Source organism: Streptantibioticus ferralitis, from assembly GCF_029223525.1.
In the GTDB taxonomy this organism is placed as follows: domain Bacteria; phylum Actinomycetota; class Actinomycetes; order Streptomycetales; family Streptomycetaceae; genus Streptantibioticus_A; species Streptantibioticus_A ferralitis.
The window spans coordinates 84980-108999 of the sequence record NZ_JARHTQ010000005.1; the positions used below are offsets into that span (position 1 = coordinate 84980).

Sequence of the window (24020 nt, forward strand, 5' to 3'; positions counted from 1 at the left end):
GGCCTGCGCGTTCATCAGACGTGCTGCGTCGTAGCCAATGACCACGGTGTGGGAAGGTCCCGCGTCGGTGCCAAGACCACCAGGTTCCACACGGCCCACGAGTGTGGCCGCCCCGCAGCCCGGCCGACCGGCGATCGCGGTAGGGAACCCGCACGGTGTCGACGACTTGGTAGCCCTTGTCGGCCCGGCAGCGCACGCCTGACTGTGCCAGGGCGTTGCCGATGCCGTGGGTGCGGGCGTGTTCGTGAACATCAGAACACCTCAGGTGGGCCCATGTTCACGGATCGCGATGGCCGATGACACAGAGCTGATGGCGATCTGGCCCATCGAGTGACGTGCCCCAGAGGCGAACGGAAGTCTGCGCAGTGGCACGGTTTCTACGGCGGAGAGCCAGTCGAGCCAGGGCTCTGCGCACTGCGCTGGACGGTCATCGGAATACACACAGCTCACGACGTAGGTTCTGGAAACCCGTTGACTCCGGAATTCACTCCCATGGCCCACTTTTGTGACTCGGTTGGAGGACGTGGCCGTGCCTGCCGGGTACGGATGGGTGAACACTCAGGTGCCATAGGTCTCACGGAAAGCGAGAGCGACATGGCCGCATTTCCGCTCCCCGGCGCACGGCGCCGAATACGCCGCACACACGTCATGGCGGCCGGGTGCGCCATGGCCCTGTGCACGACGGCCGTGGCGGCCCGTGCCGCCGGGGACGGCGCCACGACCTCGACCACGACCAAACCCACCATCGTGCTGGTGCACGGGGCGTTCGCGGACGCCTCCAGCTGGAACGGGGTCGTCGAACGGCTCGAACGCCGTGGCTACACCGTCATCGCCCCCGCCAACCCGCTGCGCGGGCTGTACAACGACTCCACCTACATCGCCTCCGTGCTGGACAGCATCAAGGGCGCGATCGTGCTGGTGGGTCACTCGTACGGCGGCGCCGTGATCAGCTCGGCCGCCGCGGGCAACCCCCGGGTGAAGTCCCTGGTGTACGTGTCGGCACTGATGCCCGACGTGGGCGAGAGCGGCATGTCCCTGGCCACCAGGTTCCCCAGCGAACTCGACACCGCCACGAAGTCCGTTCCCTACCGGGCCGACGGCGGCGTCAGCGGGACCGACCTGTACCTCAAGCCCGACAGGCTCCATCAGGTCTTCGCCGCCGACCTGCCGGAGAGCACCACGAGGGTCCTGGCGGTGACCCAACGGCCCGCCGCAACGACCGCGTTCTCGCAGAAGGCCAAGGTGGCCGCCTGGAAGCACATCCCATCGTGGTTCCTCGTCGCGAAGCAGGACAAGACCATCAACCCCGACCAGGAACGCTTCGAGGCGAAACGCGCGGGCTCACACACGGTGGAGATCGACTCCTCCCACGTGGCCATGATCGCCCACCCCCAAGCGGTCACCGACGTCGTCCTCCAAGCCGCCACGGCGGCCGACTCCGCCCGACCTGCGCTGGCCGCCACCGGCTCCACCCACGACGCCCGGACCGAGACCGCACTCACCGGCATCGCCCCCGCCTCGTTGATCGCGGGCACAGGAGCCGTCCTCCTGGGCCGTCGGCTGTGGCGTCCCGCGCCCTGACGGCGCATCGGGACTGCGTCGTCAAGAGCCGACGCCGCAGAACAGATCAGCCGTCAAACAACCGACCCATGGATGCCCGCCCCTCTGACACACAACGTCGAACGATCTCATCAACGAGTACCACAGAGCCAGCTGACGACGCACCAAAGTCTCCAGCCCAGAGCCAGTGAAGCCATTCCCGGAGCACTACGGGGTCTTATGTCATGTCCGGCGCTGCGCCGCGGCGTTGGAGTGGGCTTCTATAGGGCTCCGGGCAATCGTGGCGCGGTCATGTCCTCGGTCCCGAGAACGGTCAGCAGTCGTAGCTTGTCGGCTGCTTCGCTGCCGGGTGCGGCTGTGAAGACGATGATGCGCAGGTCCGCGCCGTGCACCGAGAGCACGTCGCAGTCGAGTTCGAGTTCGCCGACTTCGGGATGGTCGACGGTCTTACGCTCGTTCCCATGGTGCGCGACGGTGGAGCGTTCCCACAGGCGCGCGAATTCGGGGCTCGATGTGCGCAGTGCGCCGATCATGTCCGCCAGCTCGCGGTCGGCTGGGTAGCGCGTCGCTACGTCGCGCAGGTCGGCGACGAGGGATTTCTTGTGGTCGTCTGGGAACGGATGTCGCACCCATCCTGTGTCGTCGTGGAAGGACCGCCACACGAGGTTCGCCGACCGGCCGCCGCGGCCGCGCATGTCGCCGTGCAGTGCGGTCCACAGATCGTTGTGCTCTAGCAGCGTCCAGGCCGCGTCGAAGACGGCCATCGGGGTGTCCGCGAGACGGTCGAGCAGGCACTGCACGCTCGGGCCGATGTGCTGCGGCACCAGTCCGCCTCGTTCGGCGGCGTGCCCTGCCAGGCGGCATGCCAGTTCGTACTCGGTGTCGGACAGGCGCAGCGTCCGCGCGAGCGCGCGCAGGACGGCAGCACTGGGATGCGCGCGGCCCTGCTCGAGACGTTTGACGTAGTCCGGTGAGACGCCTGCGAGCCAGGCGACCTCCTCGCGACGCAATCCCGGCGTCCTGCGCGACCCCTGTCTGAAGGGGAGGCCCACATCTGCCGGTTGGACGCGAGCGCGCCAGGAGCGCAGCAGCATCGCCAGATTCGGTGTGTCGCCCATTACCCCATTATCGACCTTCGGTCTCTACGAGGGGGGCCCGGACTGGGCCACGTTGCCCGGTCGACCGGGTGTCAGGGTGGATATGCGATCGGCAGGAAGGAGCCGAAGGTGAGCGCGGCATCGGTGAGCACACCCGTCGTGCTGGTCACCGGCGCCAATAGGGGTATCGGGCTGGAGACGGCCCGGCGTCTGGTCGAGGCCGGGTACCGCGTGTATCTCACCGCCCGCTGCAGCGAGCGTGGACAGGCCACCGTCGAGGCCGTTGGCGCGCACTTCCTCGAACTGGACGTGGCCTCCGACGAGTCGGTCCGTCACGCCGCCGACTCCATCGAGCCGGCCACCGGGCACCTCGACGTGCTGGTCAACAACGCCCGCATCACCGGTCCGCTGCGTGACCCACACGACCACACGGCGGACGACATGACCGAGGTACTACTGACGAACGTCGTCGGCTACATCCGCCTCATCCATGCCTTCCTGCCGCTGCTCGAGAAAAGCGCCGACCCGCGGCTGTCCGGCCGATCATGTGACGGAGGCTCCGAAGCCCCGCCAGCCCAGTCGTCGTACGAACGCCGGGTGGGCTGGAGGGGCGGGCCGGCACTGTCAGTCGGTGGTGAAGTAGTGGCCGTCTTCGAGGTCGGCGATCAGGCCGAGGTGGACCGGCTCCCAGCCCAGCAACTGCCTGGTGTCCGCGTTGGGCATCGTGATGTCGAGGGTGATGAACGGGAAGGCCCTGAAGTGGTCCGCGGCCTGCTCGGCCGGGATGCTCACGGCCGGGACGTCGAGACGTCGGCCGATAGCCTCGGCGATCTCGCGCACCGTGATGCCTTCTTCGGTCGCGGCGTACAGCTGGGAGCCGGCCGGGGCCTTCTCCAGCGCCAGCCGGTAGAGGCGGCCGATGTCCAGGACGTGACCGGCGGGCCAGCGGTTGGCTCCGTCGCCGACGTAGCCGGACACGCCCGTGTCGCGGGCAATCTTGATCAGCCTCGGGATGAAGCCGCTCTCGTCCCGTGTGCTGTGCGTGACCGGCGGGATCGCGACGAGCACGGTCCGCACGCCGCGTTCGCTGAATGCGGCGATCGCACGCGCGACGGCGGAGCGGGGGTTGGCGTCGATGGCCGCGTCGCGCTTCGTGTCGCCGGTGTGCGTCAAGCCGATGCCGAAGAGGGCCTTGCCCGTGCCGGCCAGAGCGCCGCCGAGCGTCTGCACCACGGCCAGGTCGGTGGCCACCGCGTCGGCGAACTTCCCGGCGGCTATGGCGTCATGGTTGAACGCGAGATGGATGACCGCGTCCGCGTCGGCCGCGGCCTCACGCAGGCGGTCCAGGTCGTCGACGTCGCCGCGGTGCACCTCGGCACCCAGGGCTTGCACGGTGGCGGCCGAGGCGCCGGACCGTGCCAGGCCGACGACCTGGTGTCCGGCCTGGATCAGTTCGGGCACCACGGCCGATGCGATGTGGCCGCTGGCGCCGGTGACGAATACGCGCATGAGTGGCTCTCCTGGGATGGGGCGCCGCGCTCGGGCGGAGCGAAGTGATGTTACTTGGTACCGTCACCATAGCCGATGTGACGGTACCAAGTAACATCACTTAGGCTGTCCACATGGCTCGATGGGAACCGAACGCACGGGAACGGCTGGTGCGCGCCGCACTCGACCTGTTCACCGAACAGGGCTACGACGCCACCACCGTCAGCGAGATCGCCGATCGAGCCGGTCTGACCAAGACCACCTTCTTCCGGCACTTCCCCGACAAACGGGAAGTGCTCTTCGCCGGCCAGGACACGCACGCTCGGCTCCTCACCGACGCGATCATCGAGGCGCCCAGCCCGGCCACGCCGCTCGAAGCGGTTCGCGCGGCCCTCGACGCCCTCGCGGCCACCTTCACGGACAACCGCCGTGAGTTCAGCGCCAAGCTCCGCCCGGTCATCGCCGGCCACGGCGAACTGCAAGAGCGCTCCGCTTTGAAGCGCGCCAAACTCGCCGAAGCCGTGACGAACGCACTCCACGAGCGCGGCGTGCCGAAACCGGTCGCGGGCCTCGCCGCCGAACTCGGCATCCGCGCCTTCCACCACGCCTTCGACCAGTGGGCCGATCCGGCCAACCAGCAGACGCTCACCGAACTCACGCGCCGTACATTCGACGAGCTCCGCGCCGCGATGGCCGCGCTCGACTAGGGCGCGTATTCGGTTGTGATCAAGGGGTGGTCTTGGTGAGGTCTTTGATCCAGATCATCGCGCCGCGAAGGTGGAGGCCGGCGAGGGTAGCTGGCCATAGTCATGGAAGTGCGCGGCGATGTCCTCGCCGTGTGCCATGGGCTCGCAGACCGGCGAATCGTCGGTCCAGAACACTGGCTCGTGCACAGGTTCGGTCATGGGCGTTTACTCCAGCGCGTTTCACGAGCGTCGCCAGCGGAGCGGGTCCATGCCGGTCAAGCCAAGGTGGCTGGCCTCGGCAGTAGGCCCCGAGGACTCCGCAGGTCGCTCACCGACAGCGTTGGCGGGTTATTGGGCTGCGAGATCCGGAGAGCGGTGAAGCGACGAAGCTTGGTCTCGGGATCGTCGCCGGAGTCCGCGATCTCCTGGAACGGGACGGCGGACTGCTCGGCCCGGTCCCCGAAGACGAACCTCACGAGGTCGTCCTTGGCGTCGAAGTAGTGGTAGATCGCGGCCTTGGAGATGCCGACCTCTGCTGCCACGTCCTTGAGGGCGACCGCGGATATCCCTCGCTGCATGAAGAGTCGATCCGCTGCGTCGCGGATCTCTCGTCTCATCAACTCTTGCCGGGTCGCCGCAGGCGGGAGGTTACCAGCCGTTCATCAGTGGGGGCTCGCTCACGCGCGCCCCCCCCCCCCCCCCCCCCCCACGACGGGATCAGACGGTGAGGACGAGCTTGCCCTGGAGGTGACCGCCGTCGAGCAGCCGGTGCGCGTCGGCGACGCGCTCGAACGGGAACGTCTCCTGCACATGGACCCGGAGCCTGCCCTGTTCGACGAGTTCGACGAGACCTCGCAGGGCGACCGGATCGGGGTCGACCGCGATGCCGCTGAAGCGCTTGCCGGCCGCCTCGTACTTGGCGGCGAGCTCCGAATCCTCCTCGGCGACCGCCGTCACCAGGTGACCGCCTGGGCGGAGCACTTCGAGCGACCGCTCGACGGTGTCGCCGCCGATCGTGTCGAGCACGACGTCGATGTCGCGGACCGCCTCGGTGAAGTCGACCGCCGTGTAGTCGATCACCTCGTCGGCGCCGAACCCCTCGACGAACTTCCGCTTGCTCCCGCTGGCGGTCGCGATCACGTGCGCGCCGAGCGCTTTCGCGATCTGGATCGCGACGTGGCCGACCCCGCCACCACCGCCGTGGACCAGGACGCGGTCGCCCTCGGTCACGCCGCCGAGGTCGACGAGGCCCTGCCACGCCGTCAGCCCGACGATCGGCAGCGCCGACGCCTCGACGTGCGAGAGCGATGCCGGCTTGCGTGCCAGGTGCAACGCCGGCGCCGACACGACCTCGGCGTACGCGCTCGCCGCCCGCGGGAACAGCGGCATCCCGAACACCTCGTCGCCGGGCCTGAACCGCCACGTCCGCGGCGCCTCCTCGACCACGCCGCTGATGTCCCAGCCGAGGATGAACGGCGGCTGGCCGATCAGCGGGAACTCGCCGGCGCGCAGGCGCGCCTCCAGCGGGTTCAGCCCGATCGCCTTGACGCGGACGAGAACCTCGGTCGGGAGGGGCCGGGGCTCGGGCGCGTCCACGATGGTGAGCACCTCGGGACCGCCGAGCGTCTGCTGGGTGATGACTCGCATGACTCTCCTGGCTTTGGAGGGGGGAGAGAACCCAGGCTAGGTTTCCGATAGGAACCAGCAGGTACCTTTGGCGCCATGAGCGGTTTCGGTCCCGGCGATCCCTTTCTCGCCGACTGTCCGGCGCGTCTGGCGGTCGAGCTTATCGCCGACAAGTGGACGGTGGTCGTGCTCTACGGCCTCAGCAGGGGCCCGGTGCGCCATGGCGAGCTGATCGAGGTGATCGGCGGCATCTCCCGCAAGATGCTCACCCAGACGCTCCGACGGCTCGAGGCGCACGGACTCATCCGCCGCCACGCCTACGCCGAGGTGCCGCCCCGCGTCGAGTACGAGCTCACCCCGCTCGGGGCGACGCTGATCGATCCGATCCACATGCTGACCGAGTGGGCGAGGGCGAACGGCGACGCAGTGCTCGATGCGCTCGACGCCGATCCCGAGCCGGTCGCCCATAGCGACTGAGGCCCCCGCTGGGGCACTGAGTACCCTCTCGGCCGCTACTCGGTATCGGCCCCGCCGCGCTCGGTCTGCAGGCTCTCGATGCGTTGGACGACGGCATGGCTGGCGGCCGAAATCCTCATTCTGGCGTAGGTGTTGGCACCCGAATTGGCGGATCGGGTGCCGACTGCGGGGAGTTCACCACGACGGCAGCCATCACTGCGCCCGTCACCGAGGTCACCGGCCGCCCCGTGGTCCACCGTCATCCGACGCGCGACGCCCTGCGACCGCCTGGGGCATTGACGCCGGACGCAGGGGGTTCGCGCCTTAACTGTGGCCCCGCACCGCCGCGAGGCACTGATCGTAGAGGTCTGCCAGGTCGAGGAATCCGTCGTGGTCCGCCCAGAGCTCGGTTGCCGCGTCGACGCAGGCGAAGACCGTCGCGACGATTGCCTTGGCGCGCGGGTCGGGGGTCGACTCCGGGCCGCTGCCCAACCGCGCCTGGACGATCGGGACGAGTTCGGCCTGCCAGCACAGGCGCTTTTCGATGTAGCGGGCGTGCAGCGAAGGGGTGTTGAAGATCAGGCGGGACAGCTCCAGCACCCGCTCCGGGGTGTGGTTGGCGGTCAGGATGACCTCGAATCCGGCGCGCAGGGCATCCCAGACGGACACCTCGGCCGGCTGCTGCTGCACGGTCCGCTTCAGCAGCTCGCCCAGCGCCGCCTGGTCCCCGCAGACCAGGTCCTCCTTGGTGCCGAAGTAGCGGAACAGAGAGCGCTGCGAGATCCCCGCCTCCCGCGCGATCTGCGCGATTGTCGTGTGCTCATAGCCCTGCTCGGCGAACAGGCGAACCGCCGTATCCACGATCTCCTGGACGGCGACCTGCCGCGAACGGTCCCACAAGGTCGTCATGTGAGTCAGGCTACCCTCTGGACAGTCGCTGCGCAGTTGGCATTAACTGTCAGAAAAGCAGTGACTGCAAGAGAGGAAGTCATGACAGCTGTCGACTACCACGGACAGACCACGCTGATCACCGGCGCCAGTGCGGGTATCGGCGCCGAGTTCGCCCGTCAACTCGCCGCACGAGGCTCCGACCTGGTGCTGGTCGCCCGACGCAAGGACCGCCTGGACGAACTGGCCGAGGAACTACGCGCACAGCACCGGGTCCAGGTACAGGTGCTGGCCATGGACCTGGCCACGGACGACTCCGGACAGGCGCTGGCCGAGCAGGTGGAGCGACTCGGCCTGCACGTCACCAGCGTGATCAACAACGCCGGGTTCGCCACGTTCGGCCCCTACCACCTCGCGGATCCGGTACGGCTGCGCCAGGAGATCGCCGTCGATGTGGCTGCGGTGGCCGACATCAGCCGTGCCTTCATCGAGCAGCTTCGAGAGGCGGGGCGTGGGGTGCTGGTCAACGTGGCGAGCATGGCCGCCTACCAGCCCAATCCGCGCATGGCGCTGTATGGAGCGGCCAAGGCTTTCGTGCTGAGCCTCACCGAGGCGCTGTGGGAGGAGTCGCGCGGCACCGGTCTGCGGGTGCTGGCCTTGTCCCCCGGCGCCACCCGAACCGAGTTCTTCGACGTCGTGGGCACCACGCGGGCCGCCGGAGGGACCAGGCTCGCATCGCCCGGCGACGTCGTCCGCACCGCTTTGGCCGCCCTGGACCGCAGGAATCCGCCGCCCAGCGTCATCGCCGGGCGCATGAACCGGGTGATGACCTTCCTCGCCCGCCGCCTGGCCACCAGGCGTCAGGTCATCCGGGCCATCGGCCGGCTCACGGCCGAGGGGGCATGACGGCTGGCCGGCGGCCGTGCCGCGTCAGACCGGGCCGGGCACCAGCCCGGCCCGGTAGGCGAGGACGATCGCCTGGACGCGGTCGCGCAGGCCGAGTTTGGTCAGGATGCGCGAGACGTACGTCTTGACCGTCTCGGGCGCGATGAACAGGGCTGTGGCGATCTCCGCGTTCGACAGACCCTCGGCGATCAGTTGGTGCACCTCCAGTTCGCGGCGCGTCAGGGCCCGGGTGATCTCTTCCCTGGCCGGCCGGGAGGCGTCCGCCGGGCGCAGTCGTTCGGCGAAGTGGCCGATGAGCGGGCGGGTGACGGCGGGTGCCAGGAGTGATTCGCCGCGGGCCACCGTGCGGATGGCCGCCACCAGTTCCGCCGGAGGTGAGTCCTTGAGGAGGAAGCCGGAGGCTCCGGCTTTCAGTGCGTCATAGACGTAGGCGTCGACGTTGAATGTGGTGACGACCAGCACCTTCGGTGGTGTCTCGGCGTCAGGGCCAGCCAGGTGCGCGACACCGAAGAAGAGCGCGGTGACCGCGACGGCGGCGCGGCTGCCCCACCGCTGCTCCAGGGCCTGCAGGGCGAGCCCGCGGAGCATCAGTTCCTCCGTGACCGCCGCACCCGCCGCCGTCACCACCCCGGACGCCACCACGGACACGACGCCATGCCCGGCCCAGGAGAACGAGCACCCCCGAACACGGTGATCACGAGGGCCGAGAGGAGCACGAACCCCAGGCCGATCCCGCCGCCCAGCGACACCTCGCGCGCCGCCCCGCGCTTGGCGATCTCCGGTACGGGCCGCCGCGCGACATGGCGCATCACCGCCTAGTACACGGCCACCGCGGCGGCCGCACCCACCAGCGGTAGCGGGCCGGGTCCGTTCGCGGTCGGGCCCGACACCAGGCCGATGCCGACGATGCCAGCAACATCCAGCCCACCGGATGGCGGGCGATCCGAGTGAGGCGACCGAGGCCAGGCCCGGAGCCGCCCGGACGCCGGTCGCGGCCTGCATCGTGGTGTGTCGTGGACGTCGTGCGCATCATGGTCTCCCCTTGGCATCGGTCGCCCGGGTGGCGACCCACTGACAACGCCAGGAACGCCGCGCGGCTGGCGAATCGCCCTCGGGTCAACGGTTCCGGTAGCTCGCACGGGGGATAGCCACCGCGATGCGCGGGTCAGAGCGTCAGCGAACCCTCGAAGGCAGACATGTGCCCCTGCGCTTGCTCACGCATCGACCATGCGGCCCACCCTGAGCGTTCTATCGCGCGTTGTCAGCCCGGCAATGGGCGCCTGTGAGAACCCGGCAACGTCGTCCGAGTGCTGTTGAGCCCATGCTGGGCGGCCTCCGGTGTCCAAGCGGTGTCCGGACGCCTTGGGACGGTGCAACACGAGCTGTCACGTGTCATGTCATGCCTCGTTCAGCGTGTGTCAGCGCTGCTGGTGGTGGAGTTGTGGGATTCGCTGAGTTGTTGCTGGTAGAGGCTATGGGGCTGGACGGGGGTTCCGGGGCCGACGATGACGCCGGGTGCGGGGGTGGGGTGCACCTTCTTGTGGTGCTTTCCGGGGACCTTTTTGCCTTGGACGCCGTAGGCCCAGTTGTAGGCGGTGGCGGGCTGTTCGATGGAGTACTTGGCGGCCGAGTCGTTCCAGAACATGTCGCTGGCGCCTTCCCAGCCGTGGCCGGTGCCGCCGGTGCCGTCGTTGATGACGTCGAAGGAGCTGTTGGTGGTGCCGGTGATCTTCAGGTCGTCGAAGAGGGTGCCGGAGCCCCAGCGTTGGTGGGGGCCGCCGTTGATGTAGCCGTCACCCCCTGCGGGGGTGTCCGCGGTTGCGGTGCAGTGGGTGAACACGTTGGGGCCGGGGTTCCATGCTTCGGTGGCCCAGGCGTGGAGGTGGTCGCCGGAGACCTGGCAGTCGCTGACCAGGACTTGCTGGCCGGCCACCTTGAAGGCGGTGGGCGGGGCGACCTTCAGTGACGCGTCGGTGCTCAGGCTGTCGGCCTTGGTGATGGTCACACGGGAGGCGGTGGGGCCGACGTTGAAGGACGAGCCGAAGTGGGAGGCCGTGACGTTTTGGGCCCAGGTGTCGCGGGAGGCCGCCCATTGGATGAACGTGGCGTGGAACTCAGGTGAGTTGGCTGACTTGCCGCCGGACTTCTGGGCGTATCCGGGGTCCTGGGTGAATGCCGTGGCGTCGGCCGCGAGGTCTTCGACTCCGACGTTGTCGACCTGTCCGGGAAGGGTGTAGTGCCAGACGGTTCCGCCGCCGAGGGAGGAGTCCAGGGCGGTCGTGAGGGGGGCGTCGATGTGCACCTGGTCGCCATGGATGGCGGTGATGGTACGGGCCGCCAGCAGCCCCGCGCCGGGCTTCCAGTAGGTGCCCATGTTGACCGCGTTGATCCACGCCTGAGTCTGCGGGTGCTGAACGATAACGGTGTCGCCGACCTTCAGTCCGGAGGTCGATGCGAGATGGAAACTGGTCGCGCCGATGGGCACGTAGGAGTCGGAAACCTTGTATGTGCCTCCTGTTTGCTGGTAGTTGCCGCTCCCACCGACCACGATCAGCGAGTGTGCTTTGCCCGAGGCCGCCAGAGTGGTGGCCGGCGTGCCGCCGTGGTTGAGCGAGCCGCGCAGAACCACGCCGCTGGCGGTCAGGTGCACCGTTCCGGCGATGGTGTACTTACCCGGTCCGAGCAACACCGTGCCGCGCAGTCCCTGTGCGTTGGGCGGCAGTGCCGCGACCTGGTTGACGGCCTGCTGGATCGCGGCAGTGTCATCCCCGCCGCTCGGTCCTGCCACGTGTGCCTTGACCGGTACCGACGGCGGTGACGTGGCTCCCCCGCGGTAGCCGGCCGTGGCGTAGTCCGGTATCTGGTCGCCTCGCGCGTCAGGGGTGTAGACGAGTTCGCCGTTGCGCAGCGAGATCGCCGGAGGCGTGCCCGTGGTGGAAGCGCTGTGCCCGGGTGCGGTGTGTGCCTGGGCGATGCCTGAACAGGCGGAGAGCAGCAGTGTGGTCGCCGCGGCCACCGCCGCGGAGGCGGCCACGCGGGGAACGGAAGTCTTGGTCATGTGATCTCCCCTTGCGTCATCTGGGTTGGGACTACCGACGAGCGTGCGGCGGCCGACCTGTAAGCAGCCTGAACACCTCGCTGCGGGCAACCTGGTCCCGTCGCGGCGTGCGTGATACTGGCCAGATGACCACCCACCGTGTCCTGGTCGTCGAGGACGATCACGGGCTGCGCGACGTGTTGGCCCGCGGCCTGCGGGAGGAGAACTTCGAGGTCCTCACCGCCGCCGACGGAGCCGGCGCCTTGCGGACCGTGCGCAAAGGAGTGGATGCGGTGGTGCTCGACGTCGGGCTGCCCGATTCGGACGGTCGGGATGTGTGCCAGGCCATGCGGGCTGGTGGCATCGACGCCCCGGTGATCTTCCTCACCGCGCACGACAAGCTGACCGACCGGCTCTCCGGGTTCTCCGCGGGCGGCGACGACTACCTGGCCAAACCGTTCCACCTGGCTGAGCTGGCGGCACGGGTGCGCGCCGCCCTGCGCCGGGCCGGGTGCGATCTTGCCGTCGAGCTGGCGGGGCTGCGGCTCGACCCGACGCGGTACCTGCTCCAGGTACGGGACGTGCCGGTCCCCCTGACGCCCACCGAGTTCCGGCTCCTGGCCTGCCTGATGGCAGCACCGGGCACAGTGGTGCGCAGGCGGGAACTGCTGCGCGCGGCGTGGCCCGAGGGCGCACGGGTCAGCGACAACACCCTTGACCAGTACCTGGCCCGGTTGCGACGCAAGCTGCGCGAGGCCGACAGCCCGCACATCATCGCAACCGTCCGTGGCGTGGGTTACCGCTTCGCATGAGGATCCATCCCCGTCGACCGGCCACCTTGCGTCACCGTCTGGCGCTGCTCGCCCTCGCGGCCACCGCGGTCTGGGTGATCCTGCTTGCTGTGGCGTTCAACATCGCGCTGGCGGTGAGACTGCACCAGCAGGCCGACAAGCTGCTGCGCAGCCGCGCCCAAGCGGTGTCGACCACCGTGCAGGCGCGGTCGGACGGCAGTGTCGTGCTGCATGAGCCCACGCACCACCGCGCATTGGACAGCGGCATCTGGATCTACCAGGGCAGCCGACTGATCGCGGGCTCCCCCGGCCCCGGCCCCACCCGGGCCGCCGCCGACCGGCTCGTCGGACACGGCCGCGGCTACGCACAGACCCCCGAGCCGCACGCCATGCGGCTGTTCGCCCTGCCCATCCAGTACGACACCGGGCAGGTCGGCACCATCGTCTCCTCGGTCAACCTCGACCCCTACAGCAGCACCACCGACACCGCCCTGGCATGCTCCATCAGCCTCGCCGTCCTCCTCCTCGGCGGCACCTACCTGGTCACCCGCGCTGTCATCGGACGGGCACTGCGCCCCGTCGCCGAGATGAGCGAACAAGCCACCCAGTGGAGCCAAACCGGCGCCGCACAACGCTTCGGCGCCGCCTCCCGCCCCGCCGAACTCGCCGCGCTCGCCGCCAGACTCGACGAACTCCTCGACCACCTCGCCACCGTCCTGCGCCACGAGCAACAGCAAACCGCCGAACTCTCCCACGAACTGCGCACCCCACTGGCCAGGATCACCGCCGAGATCGACTGGCTGACCACCCGCCCACGCACCCCATCCGAACAACACACCTCGCACCAGGCCATCGCAGCCGCCGCCACCGACATGCAACGCATCTGCGAAAGCCTGCTCAGTGAGGCCCGCACCCGCAGCGGACACCTCCCCGGCCGCTGCGACATGATCGAACTGGCCCGCGACCTCGCCCGACGCAACACCACCGAACACCCCGACAGTCCACCCATCACCGTCCACGGCACCACCGCCACCGCCGGAATCTCCGCAACGGTCGCCGAACGCATCCTCACCCCTCTCCTGGACAACGCCCGCCGCTACGCCACCCACACGATCACCATCGAGTGCACCCAACTCCCCAACGCCGTAATGGTCACCGTCCGTGACGACGGCCCCGGCGTGCCCGAAGACATCGGCGACGCGGTCTTCGAACCCGGCCGCCGCGCCGACCCCACCGACGACCACGACGGCGCCGGACTCGGCCTCGCCCTCGCACGCCGCCTCGCAAGAGCCGCAGGCGGCGACATCCAACTCGCACCGACCAGCCCTGGCGCCACCTTCACCATCACCCTCCCCACGGGCGGACGATGACCCTCCGCTCAGATGGGGGCTAAATCGCGATAGACCCGATGACTTGGCGGGCCCGCCAAGTGATCAGCCCCTCCCCCCGTCTGGGCCTACGCGCTCAGCGTTGTTCTTCGGCGAGAACTGCCGGGGCCCCCTCATAGGCGGATCACATCTCCCGCCCGGCCAACCCTTCGACGTCGCGTTGACGTGGGACCAGGGGGTGGACGGTCGCACCCTCGCCGTTCTCCTCTGCGGCCTTCGCCTGACGGCGGCGTACGTCGGCGGCGAGGGTGTTGCCCGTATGCCGCAGGTCGTGGGAGCGAACGTGCTTGGGCAGCCCGGCCCTGTCGCCAGCCTCGCGCCACTTGCGGCCGAAGGTAGTGCCGCGCAGGGCTGCCCCCTTCTCTCCGACGAACACCAGCCCTTCGCGCCCCGGCTGGGCGAACCACTCCGGGTGTCGTCCTACGTCGACGTGCAGGAAGGCCGGGAGCACGATCTCCCGTTTGCCCGCACGGGACTTAGGGTCGCCGACCACCCGGCGTCCTCCATCCACCACTACGAGCAGGTCGGCGCCGCTCACGATCCAAGAGGTTCTCTGGGCGGCGGGCCTTTCAGGTCACCTGGTTCAGCGAGGACACCATCACGCCGACACGATCCCAGCGGACCGACCGCCCTCGCCCGCCTGCGGCGATCACATTTTGAGCGGCACCGGACCCTGACGCCCGATTCGGCTGACCTGCCACACACCTGACGGCCCGCTACGGAAGCGCGGGCCGCGTTCATCGACTCGGTCGCCTCCATGAATCGGATGGCAGAGTCGCACAGGTCCACCCCCTCACCGAGCCACTGCCGACCCGAGCCGGAGCACCGCCCGGCCGAACGCCGGCCCCGCGCGCTCTGGATGGCGGGGGCCGGTCGGCGCAGGCTGGTTGCGACTTGGCGGGCGGAACCACGTACGGCACTTGTATCAGGTGACGCGCACTCCGCCGTCGACGAACAGATCCTGCGCGTTGACGCCGGTGTTGCGAAGGAGGAAGTCGGTGGCGTCGGCGACCTCCGCCATCGTCACGAGGCGCCCGATGGGGGTACGTGATACCTGAGGGTTCTCGCGCACGTCGCGCCACCTCGGATGGTCGCCCACCATGCCCGGGTGGATGGCGTTGACGCGATGCGGTGCGATCTGCACTGCGAGGGTCTTCACCAGTCCGGTGATACCTGCGTTGATGGCGGTCACCATGGTGGAGCCGGGGTAGGGGCGTTCTTTGGCCAGGCCGCCGAAGAGCACGACCGACGCGGCGGGGGTGAACCGGTCACGCAGGACTCGCACGGTCTCCGTGTACCCCACCAGTTTGGTGGTCACGGCGTGGACGGCCTTGGCGATGTCGAAGTCCGCGACAGTGGTGAAATCCTCCGTGATGGCGGTGATCACCAGGTTGTCGACTTCCGGTACGTCGACGAGCGCTCCGTTGATGGTCTCCGGCCTCGACAGGTCAACGGCCAGGCCCCGGACTTTGCCAGCGATTTCCGCGGCCGCGGTCTCGGCGCGAGCGCTGGTGCGGCTGGTGATGATGACGGTGTCGCCGCGGTCGGCGAATCGCTGCGCCAGAACGCGTCCCAGGCCGCCGCTTCCTCCGACGATGACTGACGTGGTCACGATGCAGTGGTCCCTTCCGGTGGACATGCTGCCGATATGGGATCTTATGTGGTCAAGTATGGATGCGCAGGCCCGGCGGATCGCGGCCTTGGCCTCCTCCACGGCGAAGATGCCTCAGTCCCCGCCCAGCTGCCAGGTGCTGGTCTTCGTGTCCAGCTCCAGAGCGATACTGAACGGCTGGCGCCTTGTACGGGGCCTGGCCTCCAGCGCCGCCAACCGGCCCATCGGGTCGCCAAGGGCAGCGGGGGCAGCGGGACGTGCGGCCCCTCAGCGACGGCGAGTTGGCCTCCACAACTTTTTCCAGCGCGCGACAGTTCGTACCGGCCCCGGTAGGGGAAGTCGTCGCTGATGCCCCCCTGTGAGGCCGTTTCCTGTCGTTGCTGACCGCGTGGCGTGGTTGAGGTCCACGGTGGGTGCGTAGTTCGTGGTGGGCGGCGCGGCCGGGTGTGTCGGCGTGCGTTGGGAGACCGTGGTGGCCGAGGTCTCCCGCGGGAACTGGTTGTCGGCCGGTCCGGTGCTGTAGGGGAGTGTCTGCAGGTGCGCGTGCGTCCCGGCCGGACCGCCTTGTACGAGCACGTCGAAGCGGGCACCGGCCGCGAGCAGGAGCGAGTCGGCCGTCCAGATTCGGTCGACGGGGGTGAAGTCGTGCGTGATCTGCCCGGTGCTCGCAGGGAGGAGGCATACCACGGACGGCCTCTGATGGGCCCTGTCGTTCCGTCGCGCACGGCGTGCGAGCGCCTGCCGGGCGCCGCCCTCAGCGCCCTGTGGCTGTGGGTTTCGAGAAGTCCATCCGTGCAGGTCATCGACGGGGCAGCGCTGTCTTGCCAACGTTCGGTAGGCGGTATCACCGCCAGTCAGCATTACCGGGCATGATGAGCGATTGTGTTGCTGCGACGCGCGGGAGACTCCCCGCCCCTGCCTGCCTGCGTCACGAGGCCGCGCCGTGTCGGCCGGGACACGGGCAGGGAGGACGTGGTCGAAGGCAGCGTCGACCCGGCGCGCTTGGCAGAGCGCTGCCCGCCCGGCACCCGTTCGGCAGTACCGTTGTACCAGGGTGTCCTCCGGAGGACCCGGTCGCCGGATGGGGTGGCGGAGCATGGCAGGACTCAGTGGGAAGGTCGCTCTGGTCACCGGGGCGGCCCGGGGCATCGGCAGGGCCGTCGCCGTACGGCTGGCCGAGGACGGTGCCACTGTGGCGGTCAACTACCGCAGCAGCACGGCCGATGCCGAGCAACTGGTCGCGGAGTTGGAGAAGCGCGGCGGCCAGGCGACCGCGATCCGCGCGGATGTGGCCGACCTGTCCGAGATCAGGCGCCTGGTCGACCAGGTCGTCGAGACCTACGGCAGGCTCGACATCCTGGTAAGCAACGCCGGAATCGAGCACTTCGCCCCCTTGGACGAAATCACCCCCGAAGACTTCGACCGGGTGTTCTCCATCAACACCAAGGGCCAGCTCTTCGTTACCCAGCAGGCGGCCCGCCACCTCGGCGCCGGCGGCCGGATCGTGCTCACCTCGTCCGTCAGCGCCACGCGTTCGGTCTTCCACCACACGCTGTACGCGGCAAGCAAGGCCGCAGTCAACGGCATGGTGCTCAACCTCGCCGCCGAACTGGGGCAACGCGGGATCACCATCAACGCCATCGCCCCGGGCGGTACCGCCACCGGCATGTCCGCCGCCAACGCCATCCACTACCGGCACCCACTGCTCGACATAACGCTGCCGGAGTGGGAGAAGATGCACGGCGCGCTCGGCCGTCTGGCCAGTCCTGAGGAGATCGCCGCCGTGACCGCGTTCCTGGTCTCCGACGACGCCTCCTACATCACCGGCCGGACCATCGCGGCCGATGGCGGCTTCTTCTGACCCGGCCACGGGGCACGGCCAGCAGGCGCGTCGACATCGGTGGGCGACCCGCGCGGCCAAGCCCCGTCAGCCGGCAGGACATTGAGGTGGCTCCTGGGGCCGTCAGGCTTGAGGTGGGCAAGGGAGACCCGCACCAGGGGAAGAGTGCTCGTCCTCTACGGCTTCGGCTTCGATCTCGAGGACCTGCATGCCAGTCTTCGTATGTTCGCATCACCGGTCGTGAACGCGATCTTCTGTCAGAACCGGACCGGGTGCCAGTAGGCGTATCTGCCGCACGACCTACCGCCGAAGCCCGCGACGTACTACTACTTCGCATTGTGGCGTGACGACGGCACCGACCAGGCCATTCATGATCTGCTGCGCTGTCAGGCGCGGGAGCGGACCGGCCGGGCCGAGAACCCGAGCGCGGTCGTGTTGGACACCCAGTCGATCCGCGCGCGAACCACGTCCTGGCCGCGACCACCGGCAAGGACGCCGCGAAGAAGGTGTCGGGTCGTCAGCGGGGCTTGGCCCCGACGCGTTAGGGCTGATCATCGCCGTGGTCGTGGTGGCGGCCTCGGTCACCGACAACGTGCTGGGGATCCGCCTGCTGGACCAGGTCGTCGAGCACACCCCGACGGTCACCAGGGCTTGGGTGGGCGCCGGGTTCCAGCACGACGTCGCGATCCACGGCGCGTGCCTGGGCATCGACGTCGAAGTGGTCAAGCGCAGCGACATCACGCCCGGGTTCGTTCCGGTCAAACGCCGCCGGGTGGTGGAGCAGACCAACGGCACGATGATGCCGCACCGTCGTCTACGTAACCCGCGAGTGCGAGAGCCTGCCGGGGTCGTCGGTGTCAGGCACGCTCTGGGCGTCAACCGTGAACCTGGTCCGGCGGTTGACCGGCACCAGCACACCGTCCCGGCGGGACCCGGCGTGAACACGGCGACGAATCCGGGCCTGATCACCATCCGGAATCTGGACCTGATCACCACCCGCCAGGCCGCCGCGAACGCTGCCGCCGACGACCTGCGGCAGCAGATCGCCAAGCTCGCCAGCGAACTCGCCGCAGCCGAGTCCGAACTCACCGACCTGGCGATCACCCGCCGGACGCCTATGCAGCTCGCCCATGGCGAATGCGTGGTTCCGGCCCGGCCCGTTGCCCGGTCGGGGGCCGTCGTGGGCGGCGCGGCCGGGTGCGTCAGCCCTTGCCGAAGAATTGCGTGGGGAAGGCACCCGCGGCCATCGCGGTCCGGGTGAAGCCGTCGGCCAACTCGGTGAGGCGTGCGGTGGCGACCGGGCCGAGGTGGTCGTACGGGGCGGCGTCGAGGCGATCGGTAAGCGCCTCGGCCTCACCGCGCAGGGCCACCCCTGCCTCCGCGAGGTCCCCCGCCTCGTCCAGCAGACCGCGTTCGCGCAACCGGTCCTGGGCGGCGGCCCACTGCTCCGCGGACCATCCGCGGGTCTGCTTGAGCACGGCCGACGTCACCGTCTTGCCGGTGGCGTTGTGCAGGACCAGCGCCTCGATCCCGGAGAGGCCGGCCACCGCCAGAGCGGCGAGGTGACCGTCACCCCGGTGCTCGCGCAGGAGTGTCGCGGCGTGCCACAAGGCCAGGTGCGGCTCCTCGGGCACGGGAAGGCCGGCGTTCGCGGCGTATAGCGGCCGCGCCTCGCGGCGGCACGCCTCGGTGGCGCGCAGCGCCAGCTCGGCCGCCTCGGCCATCTCCTTCGACGCGAGGGCCTCCTCCCCGAGCAGCCGCCGCAGCATCCCGTCCGCGCCGCGCAGCCGCGCAGCGAGCACCGCCTCCGGCGTGGTGACCGTCCACGCTGCGGGGATGTGCCGGGCCACGTGCTCGTGGTTGAAGTTGTAGAACGTCGCCGTGACCGTGCCCGCGCCGACCGTCCCGAGCGGGGCCGCGCGGCCCGCGAGGTAGGCCATGGCCCCTCGTTCCAGCCCGAGCTTCGCGAGTTCGTCCGCCAGCTCCGGTGCGAAGTACATGGCTACGTGCAGGGGATTGACGACGTTGTGGCAGCGGCGGCCAGCGGTCATATCCATGTTCATCTCCTGAATGCGTCTCAGCTGCCGCACGGCGTCAGTCCTTGCGTACGGTCAAGTTCTGGGCGGTATGCCGGACGTGCCGGGCGAGCAGGTCGGCAGCGCGTTCAGCGTCCCGGCTCAGGGCAGCCTCCTCCAGAGCGCCGTGCTCCTTGGTGCCGTCTCGCTCCGGGACGATGGCGCCGGACCAACGCCGGGCCAGCTCGCTCGCTGTCCACATGCGATCGAAGTTGTCCAGAAGTACCGGGTTGCCGCAGCCCTCGAGCAGCGCGCGGTGGAACTGGCGGTGCGCCTCGGACCACTCATCGGAGACGAACGTACCGCCCGGTTCCCGAAACGGCGTGCGGGCAAGGTGGTGGTGGGTGGCTCGGACTCGCACCTCCCAGTCGACGCCGCCTCGCTCGATCGACAGCCGAAGCATCACCGGCTCGGTGACGGCACGCGCCTCCGCGAGCTGTTGCCAGCGCTCAGCATTCACCGCCGGGACCGCGAACCCCCGGTTTGGCAGCCGGGTTGCCAAGCCCTCGCCCACCAGGCGGAGCAATGCCTCGCGTGCAACGGCGAGGCTGACCTTCTCGGCGTTTGCCAGTTCCTGCGGCTTGAGTGGCTGCTCCGGCGTGAACACCCCGTGCAGGATGGCCGCGCGCAGCGTGGTGTAAAGCCGCTCCGAAGGTGATCCGCGTCCTGTCATGGTCCGACCCTAGCAGATAATCGATTATCCGTGTAATAATCGATCGGAGATCCCAGGGAGAGGAACACAGGGGAATGAACGGGAACGATCCCTTCGCCGGGCTGCCATCGGCGTCTGCCTTCACCGTGACCAGCACCAGCGTGCGGGCCGGCGAGGCGTTGCCGGCTGCGCAGATGTCCGGCATGTTCGCAGTTCCGGGCGGCGAGGACCGCTCGCCGCAGCTGAGCTGGTCCGGCGCGCCCGAGGGCACGCAGAGCTACGCGGTGACCGTGTACGACCCGGATGCGCCAACGCAGTCCGGCTTCTGGCACTGGGCCGTCGCGAATATCCCGGCCGATGTCACCGATCTCCCCGAGGGAGCCGGGGACGACAGCGGGTCGGGCCTGCCGGCCGGTGCCTTCCAGCTACCGAACGATGCACGGATGGCTCGCTTCGTCGGCGGCGCGCCGCCAGCCGGTCATGGCCCACACCGTTATTTCATCACCGTGCACGCCCTGGATGTGGCGGACATCGGCGTCCCCGCCGAGGGCACCCCGGCGTTCCTCGGCTTCAATATCGCGTCGCACATCCTGGGTCGGGCGACGATCGTTGCCACCGCGGAGACCCCTGCGGTCTGATCCCGGCAGCCTCGGGGGACGGGTAGGACCACCGCGCCCGTCCCCCGGGCCGTCTTGGTGATGGAGGCTCAAGTCGCCGACAGCGCGGATGTCGGCAGCGTCGCGCGATGCGCCAGCGACTGGACCGCGGGCGGGGCGACGCGGGGCGGCAGCCACGAGGACCGTCCCGTCTCGGCCATTTGCGTGATTGACGGACCGCCTTGGGCATCCGTACGCTCCGCTTGTAGTGATGGCATAAGGAAGCTGGTGAGAATCCAGCACGGTCGCGCCACTGTGAACAGACCCCCGGAAGAGGGACCTGAAGTCAGACACTTGGCCGTCACGACGCTCCACTGACTGAGGGACGCTCGATCCCCTGAAGGAGGCTCACTGATGAGCAGTCTGTCCGCACCTGCCGCCGCTACGACGCCGGTCGTCCTGCCGGTCTCGAAGGCAGTGCTCTGGCTGGTCGGTACCGCGTTGATCGCGCTGGCCGTCTACTACTTCATCGGTGTCGACCAGGGCGCGTACTCCGTGTTCGGCAAGGACATGCACATCCACGAGTTCGTGCACGACTCCCGCCACTTCCTCGGCTTCCCCTGCCACTGACCAACGGAAGCACGAGCGTCTGAAACATGGAGAAGAAACTCATCCTGCGCGGTGTCATCGCCGGCGCAGTGGCCGGTCTGCTCGCCTTCGTCTTCGCGCGGATCTTCGCCGAACCGCAGATCGCCTCGGCGATCAACTACGAGAGCGGGCGTGACGCCGCCCAGGAGACTCTGGACAAAGCCGCGGGCCTCACGCCACAGGCGGCAGGTCCCGACATCTTCAGCCGGACGATCCAGGCCAACGTCGGCATCGGCGTGGGCATGGTCTTCTTCGGCATCGCCATGGGAGCCCTGTTCGCCGTCGCCTACGCCGTCTGCCTCGGCCGGGTCGGCAACCTGCGCGCCCGCAACCTGGCACTCGTGGTTGCCCTGGGCGGGTTCCTCGGCATCTACTTCGTGCCTTTCGTGAAGTACCCGGCCAACCCGCCATCCATCGGCCACCCGGAGACGATCAAGGACCGCGGCAACCTTTACCTGGCCATGGTGGTCTGCTCGGTGGTCTTCCTCGTCGCCGCCACCTGGCTCGGCAAACGACTCCAGCCGCGCTTCGGCAACTGGAACGCCACCCTCCTTGCTGGCGCCGGATACATCATCGCGATCGGCATCGTGATGGCACTCCTGCCCGCCCTCGGTGAACTCTCCGCCAACGTGCAGGAGTTCGGCCACCACGCCACCGAGACACCACTGCCCCTGACCAACCCCAAGGGCGCCATCGTCTACCCGGGCTTCCCCGCAGACGTACTGTTCTCCTTCCGCTTCTACTCCGTCGCCACCCAGGTCCTGCTGTGGGCGACCCTGGGCCTGGTCTTCGGACCCATGGCCGAGCGGCTGCTCAGCCCGGCCAAGCAGGCATCGGCGGACCCCGCGCCGGTACAGCCCGAGCCGGTCGGCGCGGCATGACGGACCCGACGGCCGCGACGCTCGAACAGGTCGCGGCCCTCGGACCGTTCTTCGCCTTCGACACCCACGACCAGGACTCCACCACCACGGAACCCTGGCGGCCCATGAGCGAACTGGTACGGGAACCGCACACTTTGCTGGACCGCGTCACCTCCGTCCGCGCGTTCCTCGCCGCCGGCAGCGGTCGGCAACCAGAGGCCGTCGAGCTACGAGTCGCCGCCTCCGTGACCCACCTGGGACTGGTCGCCCGCCTCGTCTCCCCGGTTCTGGCCGTCGCCACGCTGCACGGCCTGCCGCTGTCCCTCAGCCTCGAAAGCCTGCGCTGGCAGCCCTCGCTCGGCGGAGCCTTCCCCCTGTCGATACCACGAGAAGCGCTGGCCCGGGAGGCGCAGATTGTGCGCCGCTCGACTGGCCAGATGGCGGCCAACCTGCTCGACGGACCGATCCTGGAACTCGTCGAAGCAGCCAGGCGGTTGTCGGTGTCCCGCCACGTCCTGTGGGGGAATGTCGCCTCAGCGATCAACGGAGCAGCGACAGCCATCGCCGCCTCGGCGCCCGCATGGACGGAACACGCACGCGATGTGGCCACCGTTCTGCTGGAACAGCCTCCGCTACGCGACACGCACACCCGGACGAGCGGCGACGGGCGGTTCCGGCGCCACAGTTGCTGCCTGATCTACCGCGCCGCACCCGACGCCACGGGCGCACTGTGTGGTGACTGTGTGCTCGCGTCGCGCCGTTAGTAGGCGGCATAGACCACCCCTGGCCGCCGTGCCGAGTTCTTGTCATCACCCACGAAGGGCCAGGGCTTGACTCTCTGCGGTCTGCGGTCTGCGCGCCTGAGAAGGCGCGAGCGAGTCAGGAGAGCCAGTCGGTGTAGCGGGTGGGGGCGAGGTGGGCGTCCTTGTCGGTGAGGACGTCGCCCTTGACGGCGGCGAACATGCCGGCGGTGGGGTCGGTCATGACGGTGCGGTTGTCGCCCTTGTGGGACAGGGTGATCCGGCCCAGCTCGTCCAGGGTGAAGATCTCGGGGCCGGCGATGTTGCGAATGCCCCTCAGCGGGGCGCCCGCGGCGACCTCCGCCACCGCGGCGGCCACGTCCTTGGAGGCGATCGGCTGGATCGGCGTGGCGGGCAACCGGACGGTGTCGGCGTCGGCGGTCCAGGACAGGACGGCGTCCATGAACTCCATGAACTGCGTCGCCCGGACGATCGAGTAGGGGATCGGCCCGGCCGCGAGGATCTTCTCCTGGAGCGCCTTGGCCCGGTAGTAGTCCAGCTCCGGCACCTGGTCCGTGCCGACGATCGAGAGGATGACGAAGTGGCCGACGCCGCCCTTCTGGGCCGCGGCCAGAAGGTTGTCCATCGAGGTCTGGAAGAAGGCCGGGGAGGCTTCGTCGAAGGTCGGGGAGTTCGTCAGGTTGACGACGACATCAGCTCCCGCCACCGCCTCGTCCAGCCCCTGACCACTGATGACGTCGACTCCGGTGGAATGCGAGTGCGGTACCGCCTCGTGCCCGGCGGCGTTCAGCTTCTTGACGACCTGCGACCCGATCAGCCCGGTACCGCCGATGACTGCGAACTTCATGACATGCCTTTCGTTGGAGTATGTCCGCAATATGACATAAGAACCCCCGCCATGCGGGCGTGTGGGGTTCCAGAACTCGGCTCGCTTCTCTGACCGGCGGCGATGCGTACGGAGCCGACATCGGGGCATGATCACGGGTCGCGTCGCTGCGCCTCGCCTAGCTGGTCTTCACCTGGGTCCTGAGCTGGTTCGTGCTGGTCGCCCGC

General features: G+C 69.0%; 25 protein-coding genes, 1 pseudogene and 1 riboswitch. Of the genes and pseudogenes, 13 read left to right on the forward strand and 13 right to left on the reverse strand.

What is annotated here, in order from left to right:
- Window positions 1-594: 594 nt before the first annotated feature.
- Window positions 595-1581, forward strand: a complete 987-nt coding sequence (locus P2L57_RS09535; protein ID WP_275811412.1) for an alpha/beta fold hydrolase — start codon at window positions 595-597, stop codon at window positions 1579-1581.
- 239 nt (window positions 1582-1820) lie between these two features.
- Here the strand turns inward: P2L57_RS09535 and P2L57_RS09540 are convergent, their stop codons facing one another.
- Window positions 1821-2678 (reverse strand): MmyB family transcriptional regulator, encoded by an 858-nt coding sequence (locus P2L57_RS09540; RefSeq protein WP_275811413.1) that lies wholly within the window; start codon window positions 2676-2678, stop codon window positions 1821-1823.
- Between the two features lie 138 nt (window positions 2679-2816).
- Between P2L57_RS09540 and P2L57_RS40665 the strand changes: the two are divergent.
- A pseudogene (locus tag P2L57_RS40665) lies at window positions 2817-3164 on the forward strand (SDR family NAD(P)-dependent oxidoreductase); the annotation flags it as partial.
- A 117-nt stretch (window positions 3165-3281) separates the two neighbouring features.
- Here the strand turns inward: P2L57_RS40665 and P2L57_RS09545 are convergent.
- On the reverse strand, window positions 3282-4166 hold the full coding sequence (locus tag P2L57_RS09545) for an SDR family oxidoreductase (RefSeq protein ID WP_275811415.1): 885 nt from the start codon (window positions 4164-4166) through the stop codon (window positions 3282-3284).
- A 113-nt stretch (window positions 4167-4279) separates the two neighbouring features.
- On the opposite strand from P2L57_RS09545, the gene P2L57_RS09550 reads away from it, so the two are divergent.
- The gene (locus tag P2L57_RS09550) at window positions 4280-4852 is read left to right on the forward strand and encodes a TetR/AcrR family transcriptional regulator (RefSeq protein ID WP_275811417.1); all 573 of its coding nucleotides are present in this window, start codon (window positions 4280-4282) and stop codon (window positions 4850-4852) included.
- Window positions 4853-4906: 54 nt separating this feature from the next.
- On the opposite strand, the gene P2L57_RS09555 is transcribed toward P2L57_RS09550, so the two are convergent.
- The 3 genes from P2L57_RS09555 to P2L57_RS09565 form a co-directional block, all read right to left on the reverse strand.
- Window positions 4907-5050 (reverse strand): hypothetical protein, encoded by a 144-nt coding sequence (locus tag P2L57_RS09555; protein ID WP_275811419.1) that lies wholly within the window; start codon window positions 5048-5050, stop codon window positions 4907-4909.
- Between the two features lie 56 nt (window positions 5051-5106).
- Window positions 5107-5448 (reverse strand): TetR/AcrR family transcriptional regulator, encoded by a 342-nt coding sequence (locus P2L57_RS09560; protein ID WP_275811421.1) that lies wholly within the window; start codon window positions 5446-5448, stop codon window positions 5107-5109.
- Between the two features lie 100 nt (window positions 5449-5548).
- Window positions 5549-6478 carry an NADP-dependent oxidoreductase gene (locus tag P2L57_RS09565; RefSeq protein ID WP_275811423.1) on the reverse strand — a complete coding sequence of 310 codons (930 nt, stop codon included), beginning with the start codon at window positions 6476-6478 and terminating at the stop codon, window positions 5549-5551.
- 75 nt (window positions 6479-6553) lie between these two features.
- Between P2L57_RS09565 and P2L57_RS09570 the strand changes: the two genes are divergently transcribed.
- Window positions 6554-6934 carry a winged helix-turn-helix transcriptional regulator gene (locus tag P2L57_RS09570; RefSeq protein WP_275811425.1) on the forward strand — a complete coding sequence of 127 codons (381 nt, stop codon included), beginning with the start codon at window positions 6554-6556 and terminating at the stop codon, window positions 6932-6934.
- Window positions 6935-7237: 303 nt separating this feature from the next.
- Here the strand turns inward: P2L57_RS09570 and P2L57_RS09575 are convergent, their stop codons facing one another.
- Window positions 7238-7822: a TetR/AcrR family transcriptional regulator gene (locus P2L57_RS09575; protein WP_275811427.1), complete on the reverse strand. Its 585-nt coding sequence runs from the start codon at window positions 7820-7822 to the stop codon at window positions 7238-7240.
- A gap of 81 nt (window positions 7823-7903) precedes the next feature.
- On the opposite strand from P2L57_RS09575, the gene P2L57_RS09580 reads away from it, so the two are divergent.
- The gene (locus tag P2L57_RS09580) at window positions 7904-8707 is read left to right on the forward strand and encodes an SDR family NAD(P)-dependent oxidoreductase (RefSeq protein WP_275811429.1); all 804 of its coding nucleotides are present in this window, start codon (window positions 7904-7906) and stop codon (window positions 8705-8707) included.
- A gap of 24 nt (window positions 8708-8731) precedes the next feature.
- Here P2L57_RS09580 and P2L57_RS09585 read toward each other — a convergent pair whose 3' ends face one another.
- A complete protein-coding gene (locus P2L57_RS09585; RefSeq protein ID WP_275811431.1) occupies window positions 8732-9355 on the reverse strand; it encodes a LuxR C-terminal-related transcriptional regulator in 624 nt (207 codons plus the stop codon).
- 760 nt (window positions 9356-10115) lie between these two features.
- A complete protein-coding gene (locus P2L57_RS09590; protein ID WP_275811432.1) occupies window positions 10116-11765 on the reverse strand; it encodes a peptidoglycan-binding protein in 1650 nt (549 codons plus the stop codon).
- A 125-nt stretch (window positions 11766-11890) separates the two neighbouring features.
- Here P2L57_RS09590 and P2L57_RS09595 point away from each other — a divergent pair, with 125 nt between their 5' ends.
- The gene (locus P2L57_RS09595) at window positions 11891-12556 is read left to right on the forward strand and encodes a response regulator transcription factor (protein ID WP_275811434.1); all 666 of its coding nucleotides are present in this window, start codon (window positions 11891-11893) and stop codon (window positions 12554-12556) included.
- 26 nt (window positions 12557-12582) lie between these two features.
- Window positions 12583-13905, forward strand: a complete 1323-nt coding sequence (locus P2L57_RS09600) for a sensor histidine kinase (protein WP_275811436.1) — start codon at window positions 12583-12585, stop codon at window positions 13903-13905.
- Between the two features lie 142 nt (window positions 13906-14047).
- On the opposite strand, the gene P2L57_RS40140 is transcribed toward P2L57_RS09600, so the two are convergent.
- On the reverse strand, window positions 14048-14461 hold the full coding sequence (locus P2L57_RS40140; RefSeq protein ID WP_308292449.1) for a site-specific integrase: 414 nt from the start codon (window positions 14459-14461) through the stop codon (window positions 14048-14050).
- A gap of 387 nt (window positions 14462-14848) precedes the next feature.
- Window positions 14849-15535 carry an SDR family oxidoreductase gene (locus P2L57_RS09610; RefSeq protein ID WP_275811438.1) on the reverse strand — a complete coding sequence of 229 codons (687 nt, stop codon included), beginning with the start codon at window positions 15533-15535 and terminating at the stop codon, window positions 14849-14851.
- A 1096-nt stretch (window positions 15536-16631) separates the two neighbouring features.
- Between P2L57_RS09610 and P2L57_RS09615 the strand changes: the two genes are divergently transcribed.
- Window positions 16632-17396 (forward strand): SDR family NAD(P)-dependent oxidoreductase, encoded by a 765-nt coding sequence (locus P2L57_RS09615; RefSeq protein ID WP_275811440.1) that lies wholly within the window; start codon window positions 16632-16634, stop codon window positions 17394-17396.
- 538 nt (window positions 17397-17934) lie between these two features.
- Entirely contained in the window at window positions 17935-18636 is a 702-nt protein-coding gene (locus tag P2L57_RS09620) for a hypothetical protein (RefSeq protein ID WP_275811442.1), read from the forward strand.
- Here P2L57_RS09620 and P2L57_RS09625 read toward each other — a convergent pair.
- Together P2L57_RS09625 and P2L57_RS09630 are read right to left on the reverse strand one after the other, a co-directional pair.
- Window positions 18578-19432, reverse strand: coding sequence for an SCO6745 family protein (locus P2L57_RS09625; protein WP_372515668.1), 855 nt, complete (start codon window positions 19430-19432; stop codon window positions 18578-18580). The two genes, P2L57_RS09620 and P2L57_RS09625, sit on opposite strands and share 59 nt — an antisense overlap.
- 37 nt (window positions 19433-19469) lie before the next feature.
- Window positions 19470-20123, reverse strand: a complete 654-nt coding sequence (locus P2L57_RS09630; RefSeq protein WP_275811444.1) for a GntR family transcriptional regulator — start codon at window positions 20121-20123, stop codon at window positions 19470-19472.
- 74 nt (window positions 20124-20197) lie between these two features.
- Here P2L57_RS09630 and P2L57_RS09635 point away from each other — a divergent pair, with 74 nt between their 5' ends.
- From P2L57_RS09635 to P2L57_RS09650, 4 genes are all read left to right on the forward strand, one after another.
- On the forward strand, window positions 20198-20740 hold the full coding sequence (locus P2L57_RS09635) for a YbhB/YbcL family Raf kinase inhibitor-like protein (protein ID WP_275811446.1): 543 nt from the start codon (window positions 20198-20200) through the stop codon (window positions 20738-20740).
- A 201-nt stretch (window positions 20741-20941) separates the two neighbouring features.
- Window positions 20942-21074, forward strand: a riboswitch (cobalamin riboswitch).
- Between the two features lie 38 nt (window positions 21075-21112).
- Window positions 21113-21328 (forward strand): CbtB domain-containing protein, encoded by a 216-nt coding sequence (locus tag P2L57_RS09640; protein ID WP_275811448.1) that lies wholly within the window; start codon window positions 21113-21115, stop codon window positions 21326-21328.
- Window positions 21329-21354: 26 nt separating this feature from the next.
- Window positions 21355-22227 (forward strand): CbtA family protein, encoded by an 873-nt coding sequence (locus P2L57_RS09645; protein ID WP_275811450.1) that lies wholly within the window; start codon window positions 21355-21357, stop codon window positions 22225-22227.
- Window positions 22224-22970, forward strand: coding sequence for a (2Fe-2S)-binding protein (locus P2L57_RS09650; protein ID WP_275811452.1), 747 nt, complete (start codon window positions 22224-22226; stop codon window positions 22968-22970). The genes P2L57_RS09645 and P2L57_RS09650 overlap by 4 nt, the downstream gene beginning before the upstream one ends.
- Before the next feature lie 115 nt (window positions 22971-23085).
- On the opposite strand, the gene P2L57_RS09655 is transcribed toward P2L57_RS09650, so the two are convergent.
- The gene (locus P2L57_RS09655) at window positions 23086-23814 is read right to left on the reverse strand and encodes an SDR family oxidoreductase (RefSeq protein WP_275811454.1); all 729 of its coding nucleotides are present in this window, start codon (window positions 23812-23814) and stop codon (window positions 23086-23088) included.
- Window positions 23815-24020 lie beyond the last annotated feature (206 nt).